The organism is Streptomyces sp. NPDC048560, assembly GCF_040650955.1.
GTDB lineage: Bacteria > Actinomycetota > Actinomycetes > Streptomycetales > Streptomycetaceae > Streptomyces.
In genome coordinates this window covers 38,130-62,752 of the sequence record NZ_JBEZIJ010000011.1, presented here as the reverse complement: position 1 = coordinate 62,752, position 24,623 = coordinate 38,130, and the positions used below count along the sequence as shown (strand labels likewise).

At 72.1% G+C, this 24,623-nt stretch carries 14 protein-coding genes; 6 read left to right on the top strand and 8 right to left on the bottom strand.

Annotated elements, in window-relative coordinates:
- Nucleotides 1-4 precede the first annotated feature (4 nt).
- The gene (gene ftsE, locus AB0C82_RS27310; protein ID WP_014046319.1) at nucleotides 5-694 is read right to left on the bottom strand and encodes a cell division ATP-binding protein FtsE; all 690 of its coding nucleotides are present in this window, start codon (nucleotides 692-694) and stop codon (nucleotides 5-7) included.
- 280 nt (nucleotides 695-974) lie between these two features.
- Here ftsE and AB0C82_RS27305 point away from each other — a divergent pair, with 280 nt between their 5' ends.
- Nucleotides 975-1,169, top strand: coding sequence for a hypothetical protein (locus AB0C82_RS27305; RefSeq protein ID WP_362846747.1), 195 nt, complete (start codon nucleotides 975-977; stop codon nucleotides 1,167-1,169).
- Nucleotides 1,170-1,284: 115 nt separating this feature from the next.
- Here the strand turns inward: AB0C82_RS27305 and AB0C82_RS27300 are convergent, their stop codons facing one another.
- The 4 genes from AB0C82_RS27300 to AB0C82_RS27285 all read right to left on the bottom strand — a co-directional run bounded on the left by AB0C82_RS27300 (nucleotide 1,285) and on the right by AB0C82_RS27285 (nucleotide 6,708).
- Nucleotides 1,285-2,124, bottom strand: a complete 840-nt coding sequence (locus AB0C82_RS27300; protein ID WP_362846745.1) for a hypothetical protein — start codon at nucleotides 2,122-2,124, stop codon at nucleotides 1,285-1,287.
- Nucleotides 2,125-2,473: 349 nt separating this feature from the next.
- Nucleotides 2,474-3,580: a peptide chain release factor 2 gene (gene prfB / locus AB0C82_RS27295; RefSeq protein WP_362846743.1), complete on the bottom strand. Its 1,107-nt coding sequence runs from the start codon at nucleotides 3,578-3,580 to the stop codon at nucleotides 2,474-2,476.
- Nucleotides 3,581-3,650: 70 nt separating this feature from the next.
- Nucleotides 3,651-4,889, bottom strand: a complete 1,239-nt coding sequence (locus tag AB0C82_RS27290) for a serine/threonine-protein kinase (protein WP_362846741.1) — start codon at nucleotides 4,887-4,889, stop codon at nucleotides 3,651-3,653.
- A 154-nt stretch (nucleotides 4,890-5,043) separates the two neighbouring features.
- Nucleotides 5,044-6,708, bottom strand: coding sequence for a serine/threonine-protein kinase (locus tag AB0C82_RS27285; protein ID WP_362846740.1), 1,665 nt, complete (start codon nucleotides 6,706-6,708; stop codon nucleotides 5,044-5,046).
- Between the two features lie 472 nt (nucleotides 6,709-7,180).
- Here AB0C82_RS27285 and AB0C82_RS27280 point away from each other — a divergent pair, with 472 nt between their 5' ends.
- The 5 genes from AB0C82_RS27280 to AB0C82_RS27260 all read left to right on the top strand — a co-directional run bounded on the left by AB0C82_RS27280 (nucleotide 7,181) and on the right by AB0C82_RS27260 (nucleotide 16,997).
- A complete protein-coding gene (locus AB0C82_RS27280; RefSeq protein ID WP_362847217.1) occupies nucleotides 7,181-10,741 on the top strand; it encodes an FHA domain-containing protein in 3,561 nt (1,186 codons plus the stop codon).
- 225 nt (nucleotides 10,742-10,966) lie between these two features.
- Nucleotides 10,967-12,331 carry an ABC transporter substrate-binding protein gene (locus AB0C82_RS27275; RefSeq protein ID WP_362846738.1) on the top strand — a complete coding sequence of 455 codons (1,365 nt, stop codon included), beginning with the start codon at nucleotides 10,967-10,969 and terminating at the stop codon, nucleotides 12,329-12,331.
- A 4-nt stretch (nucleotides 12,332-12,335) separates the two neighbouring features.
- Nucleotides 12,336-13,703 (top strand): sugar ABC transporter permease, encoded by a 1,368-nt coding sequence (locus AB0C82_RS27270; protein WP_362846736.1) that lies wholly within the window; start codon nucleotides 12,336-12,338, stop codon nucleotides 13,701-13,703.
- The gene (locus AB0C82_RS27265; RefSeq protein ID WP_362846734.1) at nucleotides 13,700-14,578 is read left to right on the top strand and encodes a carbohydrate ABC transporter permease; all 879 of its coding nucleotides are present in this window, start codon (nucleotides 13,700-13,702) and stop codon (nucleotides 14,576-14,578) included. The genes AB0C82_RS27270 and AB0C82_RS27265 overlap by 4 nt, the downstream gene beginning before the upstream one ends.
- A 169-nt stretch (nucleotides 14,579-14,747) precedes the next feature.
- The gene (locus AB0C82_RS27260; protein WP_362846732.1) at nucleotides 14,748-16,997 is read left to right on the top strand and encodes a bifunctional glycosyltransferase family 2 protein/CDP-glycerol:glycerophosphate glycerophosphotransferase; all 2,250 of its coding nucleotides are present in this window, start codon (nucleotides 14,748-14,750) and stop codon (nucleotides 16,995-16,997) included.
- A 118-nt stretch (nucleotides 16,998-17,115) separates the two neighbouring features.
- Here AB0C82_RS27260 and AB0C82_RS27255 read toward each other — a convergent pair whose 3' ends face one another.
- From AB0C82_RS27255 to AB0C82_RS27245, 3 genes are read right to left on the bottom strand one after another with little or no spacing between them, the layout of a single operon-like run.
- On the bottom strand, nucleotides 17,116-18,264 hold the full coding sequence (locus tag AB0C82_RS27255) for a glycosyltransferase (RefSeq protein ID WP_362846730.1): 1,149 nt from the start codon (nucleotides 18,262-18,264) through the stop codon (nucleotides 17,116-17,118).
- Complete coding sequence (locus AB0C82_RS27250; RefSeq protein ID WP_362846728.1) at nucleotides 18,261-21,107, bottom strand: CDP-glycerol glycerophosphotransferase family protein; 2,847 nt, start codon at nucleotides 21,105-21,107, stop codon at nucleotides 18,261-18,263. Before AB0C82_RS27250 ends, AB0C82_RS27255 begins: the two co-directional genes overlap by 4 nt.
- Nucleotides 21,104-24,574 (bottom strand): CDP-glycerol glycerophosphotransferase family protein, encoded by a 3,471-nt coding sequence (locus tag AB0C82_RS27245; RefSeq protein WP_362846726.1) that lies wholly within the window; start codon nucleotides 24,572-24,574, stop codon nucleotides 21,104-21,106. The genes AB0C82_RS27250 and AB0C82_RS27245 overlap by 4 nt, the downstream gene beginning before the upstream one ends.
- Nucleotides 24,575-24,623: the final 49 nt, after the last annotated feature.

Genomic DNA, 24,623 nt, shown 5'->3' with positions numbered 1-24,623 from the left:
CCTCTCAGTGCTGGTAGCCGTAGACGCCGCGCGCCTGGTCACGTACGAGACGGCCCTGCTCGAGCTCGATGACGCGTTTGCGCATCTGGTCGACGATGTTCTGGTCGTGGGTCGCCATGATCACGGTGGTGCCGGTCCGGTTGATCCGGTCCAGCAGCTTCATGATGCCCACGGAGGTCTGCGGGTCGAGGTTTCCGGTCGGCTCGTCCGCGATCAGCAGCATGGGGCGGTTCACGAACGCCCGCGCGATCGCCACGCGCTGCTGCTCACCACCGGAGAGCTCACCGGGCATCCGGTCCTCCTTGCCGCCGAGGCCGACGAGGTCGAGAACCTGGGGCACCGCCTTGCGGATCTCGCCGCGCGGCTTGCCGATGACCTCCTGCGCGAAGGCCACGTTCTCGGCGACGGTCTTGTTGGGCAGCAGCCGGAAGTCCTGGAAGACCGTGCCCAGCTGACGGCGCATCTGCGGCACCTTCCAGTTGGACAGGCGCGCGAGGTCCTTGCCGAGCACATGGACCATGCCCTGGCTCGCGCGCTCCTCACGCAGGATCAGCCGCATGAAAGTGGACTTGCCGGAGCCGGAAGAGCCCACCAGGAAGACGAACTCGCCCTTCTCGATGTCGAGTGAGACATCCCGGAGAGCAGGACGGCTCTGCTTCGGGTAGGTCTTGGAGACGTTGTCGAATCGGATCACGAGTGCACCACGGTCGGCCGGGAATAGGTGAGCGTGACCATACGCGAACCGGGCTCAGGCGTGCAGGCGGGCTCCGGCAATGGGCGTTTTGTGACGCCCGGAACGGGCAAAACCGGCGCCCTCCGGCTCCTCTCCGACGGGATCCGGCGGGGCGCCGACGGGCGGCGCGCGCCGAAATCCGCCGGAGCTGGCACAGTGATAGGGGGAACAGTCGCGTTTCCCGGAGCGTTGTGCGGAGAGAACGTGTATGCGGCTCCGCCGCGCGGGAGGAGGAAAGCGCATGACCTATGACCGATTGGTGTGCGCGAACTGCGCGGCGCCCGTGAACGAGGGGCGCTGCCGCGTCTGCCGGGCGGTGCGGCTGCAGATGCAGCAGGAGCAGGAGCGGGAACAGGGGCCCTTCGCCGGGCTGAATCCCGCGATGCTGATCGCACTGATGGTGCTGCTGGTCGCCGCGCTGGCACTGCTCGCGTAGAGCAGGCCTCACAGACCCCGCCGGGCACGCCTCCAAGGGGCCTACGACATACAGAGGGACCCGGTCCGCTTGCGCGGGCCGGGTCCCTCTGTACGCACTCTGCCGCTGATCGCCCTTAGGCGACCGTGCGACCGTTCACCAGGCGCGGAAGGATCCGGAAGCCGATGCCGCCGGCGATCATCGTCGCGGCGCCGACCAGCAGGAACGTGATCTCGGCCGCACCGGTCTCGGCGAGCTCGTCCTTGCCCTTGCCCTGCTCGACGGGCTGGTTGCCGACACTGTCGGTGTCGGTGTTGTCGGCACAGCCGACGCCGTCGAGGTTGACGGTGCAGCCCGCGCCGCCGTCCGTGCCGGAGGTACCGGCACCAGCGGTTGCGTTACCGGAGGTGCCGTTGCCGCCCGTGGCCGCGTCGCCACCACCAGCAGCGGCAGCGTCACCGCCACCAGCGGCAGCCGCGTCGCCACCACCAGCAGCAGCGGCGTCACCGCCACCGGCCGCAGCAGCAGCGTCGCCACCACCGGCGGCAGCCGCGTCGCCACCACCAGCAGCGGCAGCGTCACCGCCACCGGCCGCAGCAGCAGCGTCGCCACCACCGGCGGCAGCCGCGTCGCCACCACCAGCAGCAGCGGCGTCACCGCCACCGGCCGCAGCGTCGGCGCCACCGGCTACGTCGGCGCCACCGGCGACATCGGCGCCGCCTGCCGCGTCAGCGCCACCCGCGGCGTCGCCACCACCGGCAGCCGCGGCGTCGCCGCCACCGGCGTCTTCGCCGTCGAAGGCGTCGACACCCACTTCCAGGCCCTGCTCGTTGGCCTCCGCCTGCACGCTGAGACCGGCGACATCGACACCGATGCCGACGGCCTGTGCCGCACCGGCAGCGGTGAGCGAGGCGCCCGCGGCGATTACCGCACCTGCGGCTATCCGCGCGACGCGGACTCGCGTCTTCTTGGTCATCTGCTGCTACCCCCAGTAGCCGTTCTGAATATGGAGCAGCCATATGCGGGGCCGCGGCCCTGCGGGGTTGCGATTTCGGCGGGGCCACTTCGTGCCGTGGTCATCCCGCCCGCCCCCGTTCGCACCCGTCCCGGACATACGCATGGCTGCCTAAGCACCCTGTCCAGACTTAAGGATTACGTCAAGGCCGTTTCGTGTAATGCGCACCGGTATAGGGCAACTTGACGGGCATTCGGAATCACGACTGTGACGCATTCACCACGCGGTTCCCCCAACTCCACATGCGCCGGAACGCGGAAGAGCCCGGGCGGCGGACGGCCGGCCGGGCTCAACTGCTCGATGCGTGGGGCTACTTCTCGCTCTGCTTGCGCCAGCGGATGCCGGCCTCGATGAAGCCGTCGATCTCGCCGTTGAAGACCGCTTCGGGGTTGCCCATCTCGAACTCCGTACGCAGGTCCTTGACCATCTGGTACGGGTGCAGGACGTACGAACGCATCTGGTTGCCCCAGGAGTTCCCGCCGTCGCCCTTGAGCGCGTTCATCTTCGCCTGCTCCTCCTGGCGGCGGCGCTCAAGGAGCTTGGCCTGGAGGACGTTCATCGCGGACGCCTTGTTCTGGATCTGCGAGCGCTCGTTCTGGCAGGAGACGACGATGCCGGTCGCCAGGTGGGTCAGGCGCACCGCGGAGTCGGTGGTGTTGACGCCCTGGCCGCCGGGGCCTGACGAGCGGTACACGTCGACGCGCAGCTCGGACTCGTCGATCTCGATGTGATCGGTCTGCTCGACCACCGGCAGCACCTCGACGCCCGCGAAGGACGTCTGGCGGCGGCCCTGGTTGTCGAAGGGAGAGATCCGGACGAGCCGGTGGGTGCCCTGCTCGACGGAGAGCGTGCCGTACGCGTACGGGACCTCGATGGCGAAGGTGGTCGACTTGATGCCGGCCTCCTCGGCGTACGCCGTCTCGTAGACCTCGGTCTTGTAGTTGTGCCGCTCGGCCCAGCGGAGGTACATGCGCTGGAGCTTCTCGGCGAAGTCGGCGGCGTCGACGCCGCCCGCCTCGGCGCGGATGGTGACCAGCGCCTCGCGCGAGTCGTACTCGCCGGACAGGAGGGTGCGGACCTCCATCTCGTCCAGCGCCTTGCGCACGGACTCCAGCTCGGACTCGGCCTCGGCCAGCGCGTCCGCGTCGCCCTCGTCCTCGGCGAGCTCGAACATGATGCCGAGATCATCGATACGGCCGCGCAGGGCCTCGGTCTTGCGGACCTCGGCCTGGAGGTGCGAAAGCTTGCTCGTGATCTTCTGTGCGGCCTCCGGGTCGTCCCACAGGGACGGCGCCGCAGCCTGCTCCTCGAGCGCGGCGATGTCCGCCCTCAACGTATCCAGGTCCAGGACGGCCTCGATCGACCCCATGGTGGAGGAGAGGGACTTCAGCTCTTCGGAAATATCGACGACTGCCACGGGTCCAGCGTAACGGCTGGACGGGTGAAGCTGTCCCTCACCCGGGACCCGGCCCCCCTTCGTGCCCGCCCTAGGGCGATGTGGGCGCCGAGTTCCTGCTGTCCTGAGGGGTCGCGCCCGCGTCGTCGCCGCCGGTGGCAAGCCAGCCGCCGACGCCCACCGCCGCACCGAGGAAGACCGCCGCGACACCCAGGGTGATGCGTCGCTTACGCACGGCGGCGGACTTGTTGCGGGCCGAGCCGGGGCGCGGGCGGCCGGGCGCGCGGGGGGCGCGCGCCGTGCCGAGCGGGCCTCCGGCCAGCTCGTCGGGGGCCGGGACGCGCATGCTCGTGTGGGTGTCCCGGTTGGAGTCCGGGGAGGAGCCGGGTACGAGGGGAACGGCGCCGCGGCGCCGGGGCTCCTCCGCGGCGGGGGTGTACTGCTGCTCGTCGTAGGTCTGCGGTTCGGGTTCGGAGTCCGGCTCGTCCACGTCCAGCGGCGGGATGCCGCCCAGCAGCGGGAGCAGCTCGCGGAGCCTGACCGCGAGCTCGGAGGCGCGCAGCCGGGAGGCCGGCGCCTTGGCCAGGCACTGGACCAGGAGCTGCCAGAGCTCCTCGGGGATGCCCGGGAGCGGGACGACCGTCTCCGTGACGTGGCGGCGCAGGACGGCTCCGGGGTGACCGCCCCCGAAGGGCGTGAATCCGGCGAGGAGCTCGTACAGCACCGTCGCCAGGGCGTAGATGTCGACGGCGGCGCGTGGCGGGAGGCCTTCGACGATCTCCGGGGCCAGATAGTCCGGGGTTCCGATGATCTTGGTCGCCTTGGTGCGGCGCGGGGTGTCGATCAGCTTGGCGACGCCGAAGTCGGTGAGCAGGGCCGGGTGCGAGCCGCCGGGGCCGAGCGGGCCCTCCATGTCGAGCAGGATGTTCTCCGGCTTGACGTCGCGGTGGACGACTCCGGCGGCGTGCGCGGCGGCCAGGCCGTCGGCGACGTCGGCGATGATCGCGGCGGCGGCCTCGGGGGCGAGCCTGCGCTCACGGTCGAGCCGGGTGCGCAGATCGGTGCCGCGTACGAGATCCATGACGAGCGCCAGGTCGGTGCCGTCCACCACGAGGTCGCGGACGGCCACGACGTGCGGATGATCGAGTCCGAGCAGGGCGGTGCGCTCCTGGACGAAGCGGCCCACGAGCTCCTGGTCGGACGCGAGGTCCTCGCGCAGCAGCTTGATGGCGACGGGGCCTTCCGGCCCCTCGCCGAGCCACACCGTGCCGGCGCTGCCGCGCCCCAGGATCTGGTGGGCGGTGTACCGGCTGCCGATATTCCGTGCCAAGACTGCTCCCTCAGCGGCTGGCGGTGGACCCCCGGTCGACAAAGCTACGCGGCGATCGGGGTACTGCGTGCCCTGGATGGCGCCAACCTCGACTTCTACGGGCGAAATTGACCCGCAGAAGTCGACATAGCTACAGAATCGCGAGTCTGCGGCGTCAGTTTCCGACGTTCTCGGCGCTGTCCGCGGCCTTGCCCAGCTCCGAGACCCAGTCCGTGACGGTGGTGATCGCGTCGCCGATCGCCTCCCAGTAGCCCTTGCCCTGGGCGACCCAGTCCTGGAGCGGCGTCAGTTCCCAGATCAGCCAGCTCGCGACGATCAGCAGCACCACGGTGAACAGGCAGCCCTTCAGGCAGCCGAGTCCCGGGATGCGCATCGGGTTGGAGCTGCGCTGCCTCGGCTGGCGGGGAGCCGGCGGCTGGGGCGGCTGCTGCTGTTGCGGCGGCGGCGCGTACTGCTGGCGCTGCGGCTGCTGCGGCTGCTGGTAGCGCTGGGGCTGCTGCTGCGGCGGGTACTGCTGGCGCTGCGGAGGCTGCTGCCGCTGCTGGCGCTGCGGACGCTGCTGCGGCTGCTGCTGGGGCGGCTGCTGGCGCTGGGGCCGGCGGCGCAGCGGGTCGTCGTTCGGGTCGAGGTACTGGACCTGCGTCTGCTCGTTGCGGTCGCGCGCCGCCTGGAGCTGCGACTGCCACGGGTGCGGACCGTCGGGCTCCGGGGGGCCGTCGGGCCGGGGAGGAACGGGCGGCATGACGGACGTCGGGTCGGCGCCGCCCGTGCCCTGGCCGTACCCCTGGTTCGGTCCGGGGCTCTGGCGCATGACGCTGGTGGCGGCCGCGGGGTCGTACGATCCGGCGTTGCTCGGCAGCACCTGCGTGGGGTCGGCCGCGCCCGGGGTCTCCGGCACCGCGGTGGGAGCCGGGTCGGGCGCGAGCAGCGCGCCCACGCCGTCGGCAGCAGCGATCTGGGCGGAGTTGGCGTGTACGCCGATGCCCGCGGCGACGGTACGCAGCGCCCGGGCCAGGTTCTCGGCGCTCGGCCGCTGGTCGGGATCCTTGCGCAGGCAGCGCTCTATGACCGTCCACAGCGGTTCGGGGACCGTGGTGGGGCGGCGCGGCTCCTCGCTGAGGTGCCGGTGCAGGACTTCGAGCGCGGTGCCGCCGGCGAACGGCGGGCGGCCGGTGACCAGCTCGTACAGCAGGATGCCCGCGCCGTAGATGTCGACGGCGGAGGTCTGCGGGCGTCCCTCCGCGGACTCCGGTGCCACGTAGGCGGGCGTCCCGACGAACTCGTGGGTCCGGGTCAGCCCCGGGGAGTCGGCGAGCCGCGCGATGCCGAAGTCGGTGAGCATCGGGTGCATCCGGCCGTCGCGCTCGTCCAGCAGCACGTTGGCGGGCTTGAGGTCGCGGTGCACGACGCCGTCGGCGTGGCTGGCGGCGAGCGCGTCCGCGATCTGGGCGGTGAGGAGCGCGGCGGCGACCGGGGTGAGCGGGCCGTTCTCGCGGAGATAACGGTGCAGGTCGGGGCCGTCGATCAGGTCCATGACGAGGGCGAGGAGGTCCCCCTCCACGACCAGGTCCCGGGTGCGCACGATGTTCTCGTGGGTGAGCCGGAGCAGCACGGAGCGCTCGCGCAGGAACCGCATCACGACGTCCGCGTCGTTGGCCAGCTCCTCCTTGAGGACCTTGATCGCAACGGTCTCGCCGGGCTGGCCCGTGACGGCCGCCTCGGCGCCCGCGGCCTCCCGCTGACGGGCTCGCCATACGGTGCCGGTGGCGCCGCGTCCGAGCGGCTCCTCCAGGAGGTACTTGCTGCCTACAGGCCGCACGTCATGCGCTCCCTGCTGATCGTGGTGCTTGCCGTCCGCCGGGCCTGCCCGGATGTGCGGCCCACTCTAATGCCGCCGAACGGGCCGCCGGCCGGTCGTCTTCCGGTCGTGTTCCTGCCGTGTCCTGTGTGTCCCGGAGTGTGTAGGGGTGAAGACGCGACACACACGCGAATGGTTGTCGAACGGACGTACAGAACGACTTCCCATAGTGCGGCAACCACCCCCGGAAGCTTCGAGCCCGACCCAAGCAGGCACTTTTGGGTCCACAGCCGACCATTCAAGATCACTTAATACCGGCCCCCGGGCGTGTTGTCAGTGGCAGGTGCGAGGATGCCTCCAGCACGGAACTGTGGGGTCGGGAGCCTCGCGGTACGTGACGACCTGTACCGGACGACGCGTCCGTGCCGGGTGGGGGGAATCACAGGTCGTCTCCCCCTGCCGGGCGCCCGCGCAGAAGGGACCGCTGACGGCGATGCAGATCCGGCTGACCGTCCTCGCGCCGCGCAGCGGCCAGACCCCGACCCCGGCGCGCGCCTGCGATGTGCTCGTCACCGCACCCGCGGGCACCGCGCTCGCCGCCGTCGCCTCCGGCCTGGCCTCGGCCGTCTCCGGACCCGACAGCTCCATGGGCGGTGGCGCGGTGGTGCTGTTCGCCGGGCGCGAGCGGCTCGACGCGCAGCGCGTCGCGCTGGGTGAGCCCCCGCTGGTGGACGGCGCGGTGCTGTCGCTCCAGGTGCCGGGGGAGGACGAGACGGCGGACGACGCGGTCCCCGCACATCTGCATGTGATCGCCGGGCCCGACGCGGGCGGGGTGCACCTGCTGCACGGCGGACAGATCCGGATCGGCCGCTCCGCCGACGCGGACGTCCCGCTCGACGACCCGGACGTGTCCCGCCTGCACTGCGCGGTGACGGTCTCGGAGGACGGCCGCGTATCGGTGACCGACCTGGGCTCCACCAACGGCACGTCCCTGGACGGTACGGAGGTCCACGACCGGCCGGTCCGGCTGACTCCGGGCGCGCTGCTGCGACTGGGCGAGTCGACGCTCCGGCTCACCTCGGGCACCCGTACGCCCACCCTGCCCACGGCCCCGGACGGCGAGGGCCACCTCCGGGTGAACCGCGCGTCCGTGACCCACACCCATGAGCAGGCGGAGCACGGCGAGGCGGAGCGGGAGGGGCACGGACACGGGGACGCCCCGTCGCACGCGTACGGTGCGACGCCTTCCCGCCCCGGAGCCGCGGGCCACGAAGGCCACCGGGACGACGAGCGCTACGGTCCTGCCGTCACCCACGGCCACGGTGCCCACCGGCTCGCGGACGAGGCGCCCCGGCGCGGCGGCATAGGCGCGTGGGCGAGACGGCTCGCGGGCGGCAGGGGCGAGGCGGCCCACGACACGGCGGGGCAGGCGGACCACGCCGGCGCCACACCGTCCCCCTTCTCCTCGTCCTCCCCCTCTGCTTCGCCGCATCCGCGTTCCACCGCCCCGGCGGGCACCTGGCCCGACCCCGCGGCGGTGCTGCTGACCGCACTCGGCCCCGGACCACGTCTGTGGGAGCGCGACACCGCGCACCCGGAGGCGCTGGTCGTACGGCTGGGGACGACCGACCGGGCCGACCTGCCCGCCGTTCCGGTGACCGTGGGCCTGCGGGAGGCCGGTTCGCTCGGCCTCGCGGGGCCGCGGGCCCGGCTGGCCGGGCTTGCCCGGTCGACGGTGGCGCAGCTCGCCGCCCTGCACTCCCCGTTCGACCTGGAGATCGTGCTGATCAGCACGGACCGGGCGCGCAGTACGGACGAGCGGCGCCGGGAGTGGGCGTGGCTCGGGTGGCTGCCGCATCTGCGGCCGATGCACGGGCAGGACTGCAGGCTGCTCCTGGCCTACGACCGGGAGCAGGCCACGGCCCGTACGGCCGAGCTGGTGCGCAGGCTGGACGAGGGGCCGCTCGGTGCGGGCTGGGCGAGCGTGGACCGCTCCACGGTCACCGAGGCCGCCCGGCTGCACACGGGGCCGTACACCGTGGTGATCGTCGACGGCGACCCCGGTTCGGCGGCGCTGCGCGAGACCACGGCCAGGCTGGCGGCTGCCGGGGCGGCGGCAGGCATCCATCTGATCTGCCTCGCCGAGACCCCGGCCTCGTCGCCCACGTCCCCGGTCGCGGCGACGTATGACGCCGCGTGCCGGGCCTCGATCGCGTTCCGGGAGTGCGGGGCCGTCGCGATGCTGAGCGGCGACGTGGCGACCGCGCTGCGCCTGCTGCGCACGGCGGGCGGGCAGACGGCCGGCCACGGCACGGTGGCGGCGGTGGACGCGGTGTCGGTGGCCTGGGCCGAACGGTTCGGGCGGGCGCTGGCGCCGCTGCGCGAGGAGGGCTCGGTGGCCCTGCCGGGCCGCCCGATGGCGGCGGCTCTGCCGCCGTCGGCCCGGCTGCTGGACGAGCTGGGGCTGGCGAGGGCCACCCCGGCGTCGCTCATGGCGCGCTGGGCGTCCACGGCGGAGGAGCAGCCGGGTGCGACAGCGCGCCCCGCCGCCCCGGCCGGCCCCTCGGCGCCGGAACTGGACACCCCGGGCTCGGGCCGCACGGTCAGCACGGGCGCCCGGGTGGGCCCCCAGCGCCCGGCCCCGGAGCGGGAGAGCCCCGGTTCGGGCCGGACCCCGTACCCGGGAAACACGGCCCACGGCTCGGGCCGTACGCCGTACCCCCGCCAGGACACCGGCGGCTCCGGCCGTACCCCGTACCCGAACTCCCGCGAGTCCGAGCGCACCCCGTACCCGGGCACAGGCACCAGTGACTCGGGCCGTACGCCGTACCCCCGCCAGGACACCGGCGGCTCCGGCCGTACCCCGTACCCGAACTCCCGCGAGTCCGAGCGCACCCCGTACCCGGGCACGGGCACCAGTGACTCCGGCCGTACCCCGTACCCCCGCCAGGACACCGGCGGCTCCGGCCGTACGCCGTATCCCGGCGCCGACAGCCGGGGCCCGGGCGGGGCGGCCGTGTACGCCGGGCGGCCCGTCGTCGTGCTCGGGGCGGGTCCCCGGGGGGCCCTCAGTGTCGATCTGGCCGACGAAGGGCCTCACCTGCTGATCGAAGGGCCCGCGGGCAGCGGGCGCACCGAGCTGCTGCGGGCCGTCGCCGCCTCGCTGGCCGCCGCCGCCCGGCCCGACCGGCTCGGCGTCCTGCTCATCGACGGGGCGGGCAACGAGCGCGGTGAGGGTCTCGGCCCCTGCACCGAGCTCCCGCACGTCTTCACACACCTGGTGGCCTCCGATCCCGTGCGGATGCGGGAGTTCGCCCAGGCCCTCGGCGGTGAGCTCAAGCGCCGGGCCGAGCTGCTCGGCCCGCTGGACTTCGCCGAGTGGCACGCGCGGCACGAGGTCGGACAGCGGATCGTCGGCCAGCGTCCGCCGAGCGCCGGCGAACAGCGCGGCGACCTGGACTCGCCCGCCACCGGCACCCTGCGGCTGCGGCCTTCCGCCCGGACCGCGGACCCCGGCCCCTCGCCGCTGCCCCGGCTCGTCGTCCTGGCCGACGACTTCGACGCCCTGGTCGCCCCCGCACTCGGCAGCCCCGGCCGCCCGGCGGCCGGCTCCGTCGTCCGCGCGCTGGAAGCCGTCGCCAGGGACGGCGGACGGCTGGGCGTCCATCTGGTCGCCACCTCCGCACGCCCTGACCGCACGGAGGACACCGAGCTGGCCCGCGGCGCCCGGCTGCGGATCATCCTCGACGCACCCGCCGTACCGCCCTCCCCGGACGAACCGGCTCCGGGGCGCGGGCGGTTGGGGCATCCGGACGGCCGGGTCACACCGTTCCAGGGCGGCCGGGTCACCGGCCGCATTCCCCGTACGGCGACGTTGCGCCCCACCGTCGTCCCGCTGGAGTGGGAACGGATGGGTGATCCGCCCACCCGGCGGCCCGTGCGCGAACTGGGCAACGGGCCGACGGACCTGGCCCTGCTGGCCAGCGCCCTGGAACGAGCGGCCCGTTCGGTGAACGCGGAACGGCTGCCCCCGCTCCTCCCCTTCCCCTCCTGACTCCACCGTCCGGGCCGGCCCCTCATCTCACTGACCACACGTCACGAGCCGATCACGATCGACTCGTTGGGGCGGATCGCGGTATTGCGGCTCCCGTGCCCCGGGCGTAGGACTGTGCGCACGGACGACGTGTACGCATCAGCGCACGACATGCGTACAGGGACTCCAAGCAGGGAAGCCGCGCAGGAGAACCGCGCAAAGGCGCGCAGGAGAGACGGGGCAAGAATGCGCACAACCCTTCGTATGCGTAGGGCCGCACTGGTATGCACCGCGGTCGGGGCACTCGCCCTCAGCGGCTGCGGCGGCGACGGTGAAGGCAAGGACAAGCCGGGCAAGGGATCCGCCAAGGAGAGCCAGAGCCCGTCGAGTGTCGCGTTACCGAAACTGAACGGCGAGAAGATCTCGGTCGCCGCGGTGTGGACCGGGCCCGAACAGGCCAACTTCACCAAGGTGCTGGAGGAGTTCGAGAAGCGCACCGGGGCGACGGTCACCTTCGTCCCGGCCCAGGACCCGATCGTCAACTTCCTCGGTACGAAGGTGGCGGGGGGCCAGCCGCCGGACGTCGCGATGATCCCGCAGGTCGGCGCGATTCAGCAGGCCGTGGCGAAGAAGTGGGCCAAGCCGGTGGGGCCCGAGGCGAAGGCCCAGCTGAGCAAGAACTACGCACAGGTCTGGCAGGACCTCGGAGCGGTGGACGGCACCCAGTACGGGGTGTACTTCAAGGCCGCGAACAAGTCCCTGATCTGGTACAACGCCCAGGCGTTCGAGAACGCGGGGGCGAGCGAGCCGAAGACCTGGAAGGACTTCCTGGCCACGGCCGAGACGATCTCCGCCTCCGGTGTCACCCCGGTCTCGGTCGCCGGAGCGGACGGCTGGACCCTCACCGACTGGTTCGAGAACATCTATCTCTCCCAGGCCGGTCCGGAGAAGTACGACCAGCTCGCACAGCACGAGATCAAGTGGACGGACCCGTCCGTTGAGGACGCCCTGACCACGCTCGCGCAGCTCTTCGGCAAGCCCGCTCTGATCGCCGGCGGCGCGGACGGCGCGCTCCAGACGGAGTTCCCCGCATCGGTCACCCAGACGTTCACCGGCGGTGACCAGCCCAAGGGCGCCATGGTCTTCGAGGGCGACTTCGTCTCCATCAACATCGCGCAGACCAAGGCGAAGATCGGTACGGACGCCAAGGTGTTCCCGTTCCCCGCGGTCGGCGCCGAATCCCCCGTGGTGACGGGCGGCGACGCGGCGGTGGCCCTGAAGGACGGCAAGGGCGCGCAGGCGCTGCTGACCTGGCTGGCCTCCACCGACGCGGCGAAGATCTGGGCGGAGGCGGGCGGGTTCATCTCCCCGAACAAGAGCCTGGACGCCGCCGCGTATCCGAACGACGTCCAGCGCACGATGGCCGAGGCACTGGTCGCGGCCGGTGACGACGTCAGGTTCGACATGTCGGACCAGGCGCCGCAGTCGTTCGGCGGGACCCCCGGGAAGGGCGAGTGGAAGACGCTCCAGGACTTCCTGAAGAACCCGAAGGACATCGCGGGGACTCAAGCCACGCTGGAGTCCGACGCGGCCAAGGCGTTCAAGAGCTGACGGGATGAGTGAAGCGGCAGAGGGGGGCACCACCGCGGTGTCCCCCGCCGACCAGCGTCCACCCCGCCGTCCGGCCAGGAGCGTGACCGGTACCAGGAAGCTCGTCGCGGCGGTGTTCCTGCTGCCCGCACTGGTGCTTCTCGGCGCCCTCGTGGTCTACCCGATCATCTACTCCGTCTACCGGTCGTTCTTCGATCAGGCGGGTACGGGCTTCGCCGGGATCGACAACTACAAGGCCCTGTTCAGCGACGCCACCATCCGGACCGCGGTCAAGAACAACGCGGTCTGGGTCGTGCTCGCGCCGACGGTCTCCACCGCCCTCGGGCTGATCTTCGCGGTGCTGACCGAACGCATCCGCTGGGGCACCGCGTTCAAGCTGATCGTCTTCATGCCCATGGCGATCTCGATGCTCGCCGCGGGCATCATCTTCCGGCTGGTGTACGACCAGGCACCCGAACGCGGTGTCGCCAACGCCGTATGGGTGGGGGTGCACGACACGTTCGCCGAGTCGTCGGGCTTCCCCAAGGCGCATCCGCTGCCCGTGCATCCGCTGAAGGCGGGCGGAGGCGGCTCGTTCGTCACGAAGCAGCCGGTGAGGGCCGGTGAGCCGGTCCTGATCCCGCTGGTCGGCGTGGCCCCGGCGAAGATGCCGGGAGACGCCGCACCGGCGACGAAGGCCGGTGGCGCCGACGGGGACGGGAAGATCACCGGAACCGCCTGGCTGGACTTCACCAAGGGCGGCGGCGGCACGCCCAACGTCGTCGACCCCAAGGAGCTCGGACTCAAGGGCATCAAGGTCGAGGCGGTCAGGGACGGCAAGGTGATCGCGTCGGCCACGGCGGGCGCGGACGGTACGTTCACCCTGCCCGCCTCGGCCGACGGCGCCCTGGTCCGGTTGCCCGCGTCCAACTTCTCGGAGCCGTACAACGGCGTCGACTGGCTCGGGCCGTCCCTCGTGACCCCCGGGATCATCGGCAGCTACGTCTGGATGTGGGCGGGCTTCGCGATGGTGCTGATCGCGGCGGGCCTGGCCGGTCTGCCACGTGAACTCCTGGAGGCGGCCCGGGTGGACGGAGCCAGCGAGTGGCAGGTGTTCCGCCGGATCACGGTGCCGCTGCTGGCACCGGTCCTCGCGGTGGTGCTGGTCACCCTGATGATCAACGTCCTGAAGATCTTCGACCTGGTGTTCATCATCGCGCCGGGGTCCTCCCAGGACGACGCGAACGTCCTGGCGCTCCAGCTGTACCGGTCCTCGTTCGGTACGGACGCCGACCTGGGGATCGGCAGCGCCATCGCCGTCCTCCTGCTGCTGCTGGTGATCCCGGTGATGCTGTTCAACATCCGCCGGATACGGAAGGAGGGGCGCCGGTGACCACAGCGCCGACGGTGAAGGCCAAGCAGTCCCTCGGTGCGCGGCTCGCCGCACGGGCCGGTGGCGGGGTGATGCGGGTCTTCCTGATCCTGGTGGGCCTGTTCTGGCTGATGCCGACGATCGGGCTGCTGCTCTCCTCGCTGCGGGACGCCGACGACATCGCGGCGACCGGCTGGTGGAAGATCTTCACCGCCCCCTCCGAGCTGACGTTCGACAACTACCAGCGCCTGCTCGACAACTCGGTCATCACCGATTCCCTGCTCAGCACGGTGATGATCACCGTCCCGACCACGTTCCTGGTCGTGGTGATCGGCTCGCTCGCCGGATACGCCTTCGCCTGGATGGAGTTCCCCGGCCGCGACTGGTGGTTCCTGATCGTCGTCGGGCTGCTGGTCGTGCCCGTCCAGGTCGCCCTGATCCCGGTCTCCGAACTCTTCGGAGTCATCGGGATCTTCGAGACGACGTTCGGCGTGATCATGTTCCACACGGCCTTCGGTCTGCCGTTCGCGATCTTCCTACTGCGGAACTTCTTCGCGGAGATCCCGCGCGAACTGCTGGAGGCCGCACGGCTCGACGGTGCGGGCGAGATCCGGCTCTTCACCCGTGTGGTGATGCCGCTGGGCGGACCCGCGATCGCCTCGCTCGGCATCTTCCAGTTCCTCTGGGTGTGGAACGACATGCTCGTGGCACTGATCTTCGCCGACTCCGAGTCCCCGCCGATCACCGTGGCGCTACAGCAGCAGGTGCGCCAGTTCGGCAACAACATCGATGTGCTGGCGCCCGGCGCGTTCGTCTCGATGGTGATTCCGCTGGCCGTCTTCTTCGCGTTCCAGCGGCAGTTCGTCACCGGTGTGATGGCGGGCGCCGTCAAATAGGTCCCGTTCACCGCGCCCCGCCCGGAGCGTCAACACGGAGCGGCCCCGTTACCCATAACCGGGCCGCTCCACCCTCCGCGTCCCCCGAATGCCACGTCTGGCGTAACCAAGTCACTCCTTCGGCCGTTTGCGGGCCACCTGCCGCCCGCGACCGACCCATGGATGTGTTGTGCCCCGGTTCAGTGTCATCGTGCCCGCGTACCGGGTCCAGGCGTATCTGCACGAGTGCCTGGACTCGGTGTCGGGCCAGTCCTTCAAGGACTTCGAAATCATCGTGGTCGACGACGGCTCACCGGACGCCTGCGGCGCCATCGCCGACGAGTACGCCGGCCGCGACCACCGGTTCAGCGTGGTGCACCTGCCGCGGAACGCCGGCCTCGGCCCGGCACGCAACGCCGGCATCGCCAAGGCGAGCGGGGACTACCTGATCTTCCTCGACGGGGACGACACCCTCCTGCCCGACGCGCTCCGGACCATCGCCGACCGGATCACGGCGACCGGCGGCCCCGACGTCCTCGTCTACGACTACACGCGGGTGTACTGGTCCGGCGAGACGGTACGCAACCAGCTCGCCCAGCACCTCGCCGAAACCGGCCCACCCTCCTTCCGGCTCGCCGACCGCCCCGAGCTGCTCAAGGTGCTGATGGTCGTCTGGAACAAGGCCTACCGCCGCGAGTTCGTGGAGGCCGAGGGCTTCACCTTCCCGCCCGGCTACTACGAGGACACGCCCTGGACCTATCCGGTACTGATGGCCGCCGGATCGATCGCGGTCCTCGACACCGTCTGCGTCGGCTACCGCCAGCGGCGCCGGGGCAACATCCTCTCCACCACCAGCCGCCGGCACTTCGACGTCTTCGACCAGTACGACCTGGTCTTCGCGTTCATCGACGCGCGGCCCGAACTCGCCGTCTGGCGACCGGTGATGTTCCGGCGGATGCTCGACCACTTCTCGACGCTGTTCACCTCGCACGGCCGGCTGCCGCAGGGCACCCGCGCCGAGTTCTTCCGCCGCGCCCGCGCCTACTGCGTCCGCTACCGCACTCCCGGCGTCCCGGTCCCGCGCCGGGCGCGGATGCGCCACGGCCTGTTCCGGCTGGGCGCCCACCGTACGTACCGTCTGCTGTGGGCCGCACAGCAGCTGCGGGGCGGGCTGCGGCTCCGCGCCGCCTCACTGCGCCACGCGGTGCGCGGGGCCCTCCTCCAGCTGCACTACCGGGTCCAGCTGCGGCTGCCGGTCCGTCCCCGCGACGCGGTGTTCGCCGCGTACTGGAACCGGGGGTACGCCTGCAATCCCGCGGCGATCGAGGCGAAGGCCCGTGAGCTGGTGCCGGGACTGCGGACGTCCTGGATCTGCCGCCCCGAGCACGCGCACACGGTGCCCGCCGCCACCCGCCGGCTGCACCCGGGGACGTTCGCCTACTGGACCGCGCTGGCCCGCTCCAAGTACCTGGTGAACAACGTCAACTTCGACCGGCGGCTGGTGAAGCGGCGCGGGCAGGTGCTGCTGCAGACCCACCACGGCACGCCGCTGAAGACCATGGGGACCGACCTGGTGGACCGTCCGGCGGCTGCCGGGTCCACGGACTTCGACCAGCTGCTGCGCAACGTCGACAAGTGGGACTACTCCCTCTCCGCCAACCTGCACTCCACGCTCGTCTGGGAGCGGACCTACCCGTCCGCCTACACGACCCTGGAGTACGGCTATCCGCGCAACGACGTCTTCCACCGCACGGACCCGCAGGAGGTGGCGAGACTGCGCGAGGCGCTCTCCGTCCCCGAGGACTGCACCGCCATCCTGTACGCGCCGACGCACCGCGACTACCGGCGCTCCCAGCGGCACAGCCTGGACCTGGAGAGGCTCCTTCAGGTCCTCGGCCCGCGCTTCGTCGTCCTGGCCCGCTCCCACTACCTGTACAGCGCCCCGAAGGCCCCGGCCGGCCGGACCCCTCACCCCCGGATCATCGACGTGAGCGACCATCCGTCGCTGGAGGCGCTCTGTCTCGCCTCGGACGCGCTGATCACGGACTACTCGTCGCTGATGTTCGACTACGCCAACCTGGACCGCCCGCTGGTCATCCACCTGGAGGACAGCCAGGCGTACGAAGCGGCCCGGGGGACCTACTTCGACCTCCAGGCGTTCCCGCCGGGGGTCGTCGCGCGCAGCCAGGACGAGCTGCTGGACATCTTCACCACGGACCACTGGCGGGGCTCCCGGTCGGCGCAGCTGCGGGCGGCGTTCCGCGCCCGGTTCTGTCCGCACGACGACGGGTACGCCGCGGAGCGGGTGGTGCGCCGGGTCTTCCTGGGCGAGACGGCCGGGCTGCCGGTGCCCGTACCGCTCAAGGAGCGCCGGCCCGTGGGCACGCTGCCCAGGCAGTCGGCCGTACGGGCGGCGACGGCGAGCCCGTCCGGGGACTGAGCCGGCGGGAGCGGGCCCTGAGGGGCCGGGCCGGTGAACGTCTCCCGGCCCGGCCCTTCGCCCAGGGGCGCACGCGCCGCCGGCTCACGACAGACTCACGGCCGCCGCACCGCCCGCCTCACCGCTCCAGGAACGCGAAGAGCTCCTCCCAGCGACGGACGATCTCCTCCTCGGAGAACCGCTGCACATTCGTACGCGCCCGCTCCCCCATCCCGTCCCGCATCCGGGGATTGCCGGTGAGCCGCAGCAGCCGGTCGGCCAGGGCGGCGATGTCACCGGCCGGGGCGAGCAGCCCGTCCTCGCCGTCGCGCACGATCTCCCGTACGCCCGGCGCGCAGTCGAACGCGGCACACGGCACCCCGCTCGCCATCGCCTCCATCAGCGCCAGCGGGAAGCCTTCGCCGCGTGAGGACTGGACGAAGACCGAGGCGTCCGCGAGGGCGCCGGGCACATCGTCGGTCCGCCCCTTCCACTCGACCGAACCGTCCAGGCCCAGTTCGGTGCACCGGGCCCTCAGTTCCGCCTCGTCCTCGCCCGCCCCGTACACGCCGAGCCGCCAGTCCGGCCGCTGCGGGGCGACCAGGGCCCAGGTGTCCAGGAGCATGTCGATGCCCTTCTGGTCGCTCAGCCTGCCGATGCTCGCCACGTTCTTCGCGGTACGCGGGGAGGGCACATCGGGCAGCCCGGCCAGGGCGTTCGGCATGAAGCCGACGTTGTTCATGCCGTCGCCCGCCCAGATGTCGGCGTCCTCCTCGGTGAGGACGAGCCAGCGGTCCAGGGCGCTGTAGTGGTTCCTGATCCAGCGGTAGCGGTGGCTCGCCCGGGAGTAGTCGTACGACTCGTGGCTCATCCCGATGACGCGGTGGCCGGAGGTGTCGGCCTCCCCGACCCATTCCATGGCCCAGACCTGGGTGACGAGGACGACGGCCCCGGGACTCACCGTGCGGAAGAGCTCGGAGAGCCGCCGGACCGCGAGCCGCTTCTCCCGCACCCTGGCCGCCTCCCGTCGGCGCGAAGGGATCCGGAGCCGGTCCCGCGGCTTCTTCGGTGCCCAGGGGGTCGGCGGGTGCTCCGGGTAGAGGGCGGTGACCGGGTAGCCGTGGGGGTCGGGGAGCGCCATCTTCAGCTCGGAGGCGTGAATGCCGACCACCCTCACCCGGTGCCCGCGCTCCTGGAACAGCCGGGCGGTCCGGTGCGTCCAGGCGGTGACTCCGCCGAGTTCGTCGGTGCTGTTGGAAACGATGAACACGTCACGGCTGCGGCTCATTCGCCGGCCTCCCGGGGGGTACGTGAGAGGGAGCGGGCGAAGACGGTACGCACGACGGTGCGGGCCGCCTCACCCGTGTCGTAGCCGCCGAACTCCTCGGCGAACGAGGCCCGCGCCTCCTCGAACTCGGTGTCGGTGGCCTTCAGCCGGCCCATCACCGCGAACAGTTCGTCCTCCGTCTCCACGACCGGGCCCGGCGCCTTCTCCCGCAGGTCGAAGTAGCTGCCCCGGGAGACGGCGTACGCGTCGAGGTCGGGCGCGAACAGGACGACGGGCCGGTCCAGGAGTGCGTAGTCGAACATGATCGACGAGTAGTCCGTGATCAACGCGTCGGCGAGCGTGAGCAGTTCGGTGACGTCGTGGTGCGCCGAGACGTCCACCACCGTCCCGGGCGGGCACACGGGCAGCCGTGCGGCCTCCAGGTAGTGGGCCCGCACCAGCAGGGTGTACTCGTCGCCGAACCGTTCCGCGAAGCGCGCCACGTCCAGCGGGAGCCTCCGCCGCTTGCGTGTACCGGGGCCGCCCCGGAACGTAGGCGCGTACAGCACGACCTTCTTGTGGTCGGGGATGCCGAGGCTGTCGGCGAGCGCCGGGCGCGGCAGCCGCCCCTCGGTCTCGTCCCTGGCCCGCGCGGCCAGGAGGGCGTCGTTGCGCGGGTAGCCGGTCGCCAGCAGCCGTTCCGCGGGGAGCCGGTAGGCGCGGGCGAGGGTGTTCACGTCGTGCTCGGAGCGGACGAGGAAGTGGTCGAAGCGCCGCACGGCCTCCTGGAGGCGGTGGCGCCGCGGCGCGTTCTGCATCCGTACGCGGGTCTCGTCGAAGCCCATCCGCTTGTACGCCGAGCCGTGCCAGGTCTGGAGGTACGTGGTGCCCGGGCGCTTGCGGAGATTCTGCGGGAAGCCCTGGTTGTCGACCCAGTACTCGGCCCGGGCCAGGGCCCACAGATACCGCCACGACCAGCGCCGGACCAGCCGCGCGTCGGTGGGAAAGCCGTTCGCTGAGCTCTCGTACGACCACACGCAGTGGAGCCGGAGGCCCTGTCTGCGCACCTCCTCGTGGATCGCCCGGGGGCTGTCGCCGTAGCACTTGCCCATGTGGCTCTCGAAGACGACGGACCCCTTGCGTACGGGCAGCCGGCAGAGCCAGCGGTTGTAGACGGGGGCCTTGAACGCGCGCGAGTGCCATCGGTCGCGCCTCCTGCGCAGGGCCTTCAGCAGGAGCTGGGCCTTGCGGGCGGGGCGGAAGTGCGTGGCGTAGTGGACCAGGCGGCGCAGGACGCGGGCGGGACGGCCGCGGGCGACGAGCCGCAGCGCCAGGTGGTCCTTGAGCGTGACGTAGGGCTCCCAGGTGTCCCCGGAGAGCCGTCCGAGCCGGGGACGGGCGGGGAGGCTGTCCGGCCGGTCGAGCAGGTCGTGGGCGGCGAAGAGGTCGCTGACGGACCGGGTGCCGTCGGCGTCGACGAACAGGCGCGCGTCCCACAGCGTGTCGCGCGCGCCGATGGGGCGCAGGACACGGGTCAGGTCGGCGTGGGTGCGCCAGCGGATGGCGGTGGCCTCACGGTGCAGCTCACCGACCGGGAAGCGGAAGGCTCGCGAGCCGTCCCGTACGCGGAACTCGAGCTCGGCGGTGAGCGGAAGTCCGGGCTCCGGGGCGGCGTGGGCGGGCAGGACGAGGTGGCCTTCGAGGAACAGGCGGCCGTTCTCGGTGGTGCACCGGGTGAGCCGGTTCATGAGGCGCAGCTCGCCGAACGTGCGGTACTGGTGGCCGAGTTCGGTGACGTCGAGCTCTGCGGGGGATGCGTCGAGCGGGTCCGCGGCGGGCCAGTGGACCCGGCCGTCGGCGCCCGTGACGAGGGGGGCGGCCACCGCGCCCGGCCGGTTCAAGGCGTACGCCGCCGCGAGTACGCCGTCCGCGTCTCCCCGGGCGAGGAGGTGGACGGCGACGCGTTCGAGGGGCGGCAGGGTCTCCCTGACCGGGCCCGGGACGCTGTCGGCCAGGCCCTGTGCGGCCGAGGCCGCGATCCGGTCGCGGTCGGCGGCCGGCAGTCCGGGGAAGGTCCGGACGAGCGGTACCAGCCGGTCGAGGGCGAAGGCACGTTCCCGCTGTTCGCACAGTTCGTGCAGCCCCTGCGCGACCAGCGTGTCGCACACGCTCCGGTGCGCCTGGATCAGTCCGGTGATGTCCTGCGCGCTCTCCGTCCGCCCGGTCACGACGAGTCTGCGGACCAGCGCGATCCGGCCGACCGCCGCCGCCGCGAGAGGGCCGAACAGGATCTCGCTGCGGGTGAGGTCCTCCGCGTACCGCAGCCCGTGGCGCTCGACGGCTTCGCGGCGCAGACAGAATCCCGTCACCAGGGCGTCCCTGACGGCCAGTTCCGGTGCGTCACCGAATCGGTCGACGGTCCGGGAGCGGGTGAACAGCTGGTGCTGCCAGGAGGGTTCGCGCTCCTTCGCGCCCTCCCCGGTGAGCCGGCTCCAGCGGCCTGCCACGAGGTCGCCGCCGGTGTGTTCGGCGGCTTCCCAGAGGTTGCGGCAGGCGTGGAGCTGGAGGCGTTCGCCCTCGCCCAGTACGAGGACGTGCCGGCCGCGTGCCGCGTCGAGTCCGGTGTTGCGCAGGGCCGCGGTGGCGTCCGCCGCGCTGTCCGCGACGAGGACGCGGACCCGGCCGGGGTGGTCCCCGGCGAGCTTGTCGGCCGCCGCCCTGGTGTCCGCGCCGGTGCCGGCGGCGAGGACGACGAGGGCTTCGGTGGCCCGCAGGCTCTGGCCGGTCACGGAGTCGACGGACGCGCGCAGCGCGGCGGCCCCTCCCCCGCCGGTGATGACGCAGCTGAAGTCCGGTGTGCTCATACCTGCTCCCCCTTGAGCATCAGATCGACGACACGGACCGCCGCGGTGCCGTCGTCGAGATCGCAGAACGACTCACGGAAGCGGGCGTAGGCGTCGCGATGGGATTCGGTGACGGCCTCCAGGTCCCGCAGGGCCTCCACCACGCCCGCCGACGTGGGAATCAGGGGGCCGGGTGCCTGTGCGGCGAAGTCGAAGCAGAAGCCGCGCAGGGTGTCGCGGTAGTGCTCCAGGTCGTACGTGTGGAACAGCATCGGGCGCCCGGTCCCGGCGAAGTCGAACATCAGCGACGAGTAGTCGGTGACCAGGGCGTCGCTGATCAGGATCAGTTCGGCGACGTCCGGGTAGCGCGAGACGTCCCGGACGCACGCGCTCCGCGGGATGCTGCCGCCCACCAGGTAGTGGCGGCGCACGAGCAGGACGCTGTCCTCGCCGAGTTCCTTCTCGGCCTGCGCCAGGTCGAGTTGCAGGTCGAGCCCGTAGCGGCCGCCCTGTTTGGGCAGATCCTCGCGCCAGGTGGGCGCGTAGAGGATCACGCGCTTGCCGTCCGGGATGCCGAGCCTCTCCCGTACGGAGTCGGCGATCTTCTCCCGGTCGGGGGCGTACAGCACGTCGTTGCGCGGGTAGCCGCATTCGATCACCGCACCGGTGTGGCCGAAGGCCCGCCGCAGGACCGGGGTGGAGAAGGTGTTCGGTGAGACGAGCACGCTCCACTGGGCGGCGCGCCGGGGCATCGACGCCATGTAGGCGGCGTCGGCCGTGGGGGTGCCCGCCAGGTCCCGGCCGACGCGCTTGAGCGGGGTGCCGTGCCAGGTCTGGACGACGAACTGGCCGGGGGCGCGCTCGAACCACTCGGGCAGCTGGGTGTTGGAGACGATCCAGCGGCTGCGGGCCAGTGCCTCGTGCCACTCGGCGCCGTGCAGGGCGACCGCCCGCACTCCGGCGGGGACGCGTGCCTGCTCGTCGCGGACCACCCAGAGGTGTTCGAGCGTGCTGTCGCGGCGGGCCAGCTCCTCGTGGATCGCGCGCGGCGAGTCGGAGAACTGGCGTCCGTCGAAGCTGCTGTACAGGACGGCCGGGCGCAGCTCCCCGGCGCCGCGCAGGACCGCGTACCGCTCACGCAGCCGGCGCTGCCCGTACGCGCCCCGGTCCGCGTCCGGCAGCGCGCTGCCCGACTCCAGGACGAGCCGGTCGTGGAAGCGCCGCTCCAGGGTGAAGGGCCGCCCGCCGTCCCGTGCGTGGCGCAGCGGCAGGCCGTCGTGGAGCGGGGCGGCGACCCGCAGCGGAAGGTAGGCGTCCGGATCGGTCTCGCCGCGTTCGCGCAGGAAGAGGTACCAGCGGCCCTCGGAGAGCGGGAGGGGGCCGCCGAAGCCATCGACGGCGGCCGGGTCCAGCACGGTCCGGAAGCCGGCCACGACGTCGCCCGGCGCCCTCCCGGCCGCGAGAACTGTCTCCTCCTGGTGCCCGCTGTGGCGCAGGACGAGCTCGATGCCGCCGTCGTACGTCCCGGGCAGGCTGCCTTCGAGCACCAGCTCCCCGGTGTCCGCCCAGGAGAGCCGTTCCACGACGGGCTGCACGCTCCGGTCGGTGAGGACGAGGTCGCCGGAGGGGTTGGCGGCCGCGTACAGCTCGCGGCCGCCGGCGAGCGGATAGCGCGCGGAGCCGGTCTCCGGCCGGGCCGCCACCGTCACCCGCCGCTTGCCGCCCACGAGTTGGACGCCCCACACCCCGTCGGCCCCGCGGAACGCGGTGAGCGGTACCTCGGCGACGACCGTGCCGGGCGCGGCACCGTCCGGCCCGCTGAGCACCAGGGGGAATTCCCGGGTCTCCTTGGTGCGCCACTCCTGCAGGCGCAGGGCGGTCGGCTCGCCGCCGTCGAGGACCCGCACCTCGATCCGTACACCGTCCGCCGTCGGCGTCTGCCGGGCGAGGACCGCATCGATCCGGTCGGTGCGCAGCTCCAGCTTGTTGCCCGAGAGGACGGGGACGATCCGGGTGCGCTCACCGGTGTACACGACGGCGGGGGCCGCCGGGTTGCCGAGCAGCCGCATCGGACCGCGGCGCGGCCGGCCGCCGCCGAGGACGACCGATTCCAGCTTCCAGGTCTTCCGGCCGCTCTTTCCCGCGCCCTTGGCGGCGAGCGCGCGGGGGTTGACGACGGCCTCGAAGCCGGACCGTTCGTAGCGGTGCAGCGTGCGGCCGGACCGGGCGGCGGCCTCGTCCGTGGGGAAGGTGCGCAGGCGCAGCGGGAGCACGCGGCGCCCCGACCGGAGCCAGCCGGTGCCGGCCGATCGTCCCGGTGCGTTGCGGACGTAGGCGTACCCCTTGAGGTGCAGCATTCCGTCACGCCAGACGGCACCGGTGAGGTGGGCGTGCACGGGGAGGTCGGACGCCCCGAGGGCGGTGACGCGCGGTGGGAGCGGGCCTTCGAGGACCGGGTACTGGGCGCGTGGCCGCAGCAGGCCGCGGACGTGGAAGGTGTCGCGGTCGGGCTTCTCGTACGCGAGGAGGGCGAGGAGCTCCGGCATCCGCCGTTCCCGGATGAGCTGCCACTTGACCCGCAGGTGCAGGGGGAGCGCGTCCACGACGGCCGGTTCGACGGTCGCCGCGAAGGCGTTGGCGTGTTCGAGGAACGCATCGTGGAAGGCGGCGTCGCCCTCCGGGAGCGCGTCGATGAACAGCCAGAGGTCCCCGGAGAGCGCGTGGGCGTCGTAACGGCGCTTCGCCTCGGTCATGCCCCGCTCGGCCAGGAACGCGCTGACGGTGGAGACGGCGGTGACCCGGTCGCGGATGCCGCGGGGCACCGCGCGCCGTGTCGTGATCGAACCGGCGCGGTCCCGCCAGTGGTACACGGGCTCTTCGACCACGTCGACGGAGGCCGCGAGGAAGTGGGCCGGCAGCACGACGGCGATGTCCTCGTACAGCACACCGGTCGGGAACGCGAAGGCATGGCGGTCCCAGAACGACCTGCGGAAGACCTTGTTGCAGGCGATACGGTCGCCGAGGAGCACCCAGTCCCGGGTGACGTGCGTGGCGGACCGGCGCTTCTCCATCGGCTTGCGGAACATGGGCGACTGTTCGAGCGCGCCGTTGGCGCGGAGCCGGAGCACGTTGCCGGTGACGAAGTCGGAGCCGGAACCGCCGAGTTCGGCGAGCATCCGCTCGAACGCGCCGGGCGGCACGATGTCGTCGCTGTCGACGAACGCCAGGAACTCCCCGTCCGGGTGGGCCTCCAGGACACCGGCGTTGCGGGCCGCGCCGAGTCCGGCGTTCTCCTGGGTGATCAGCCGGAAGCGGGGGTCTCGCGCGGTGAAGTCCCGGGCGACGCGTCCGCTTCCGTCCGTGGAGCCGTCGTCGACCATGACGACTTCGAGGTCGGGCATCGTCTGTCCGGCCAGCGATTCCAGGCAGGCACCGAGGTACTCCTCGACGTTGTACAGGGGGACGACGACGGTGAGACGGGGTGCCATGCGCTGTGCACGATCCTTCCGGTCGGACGGCCTGGGGGTCTGGGGCGGG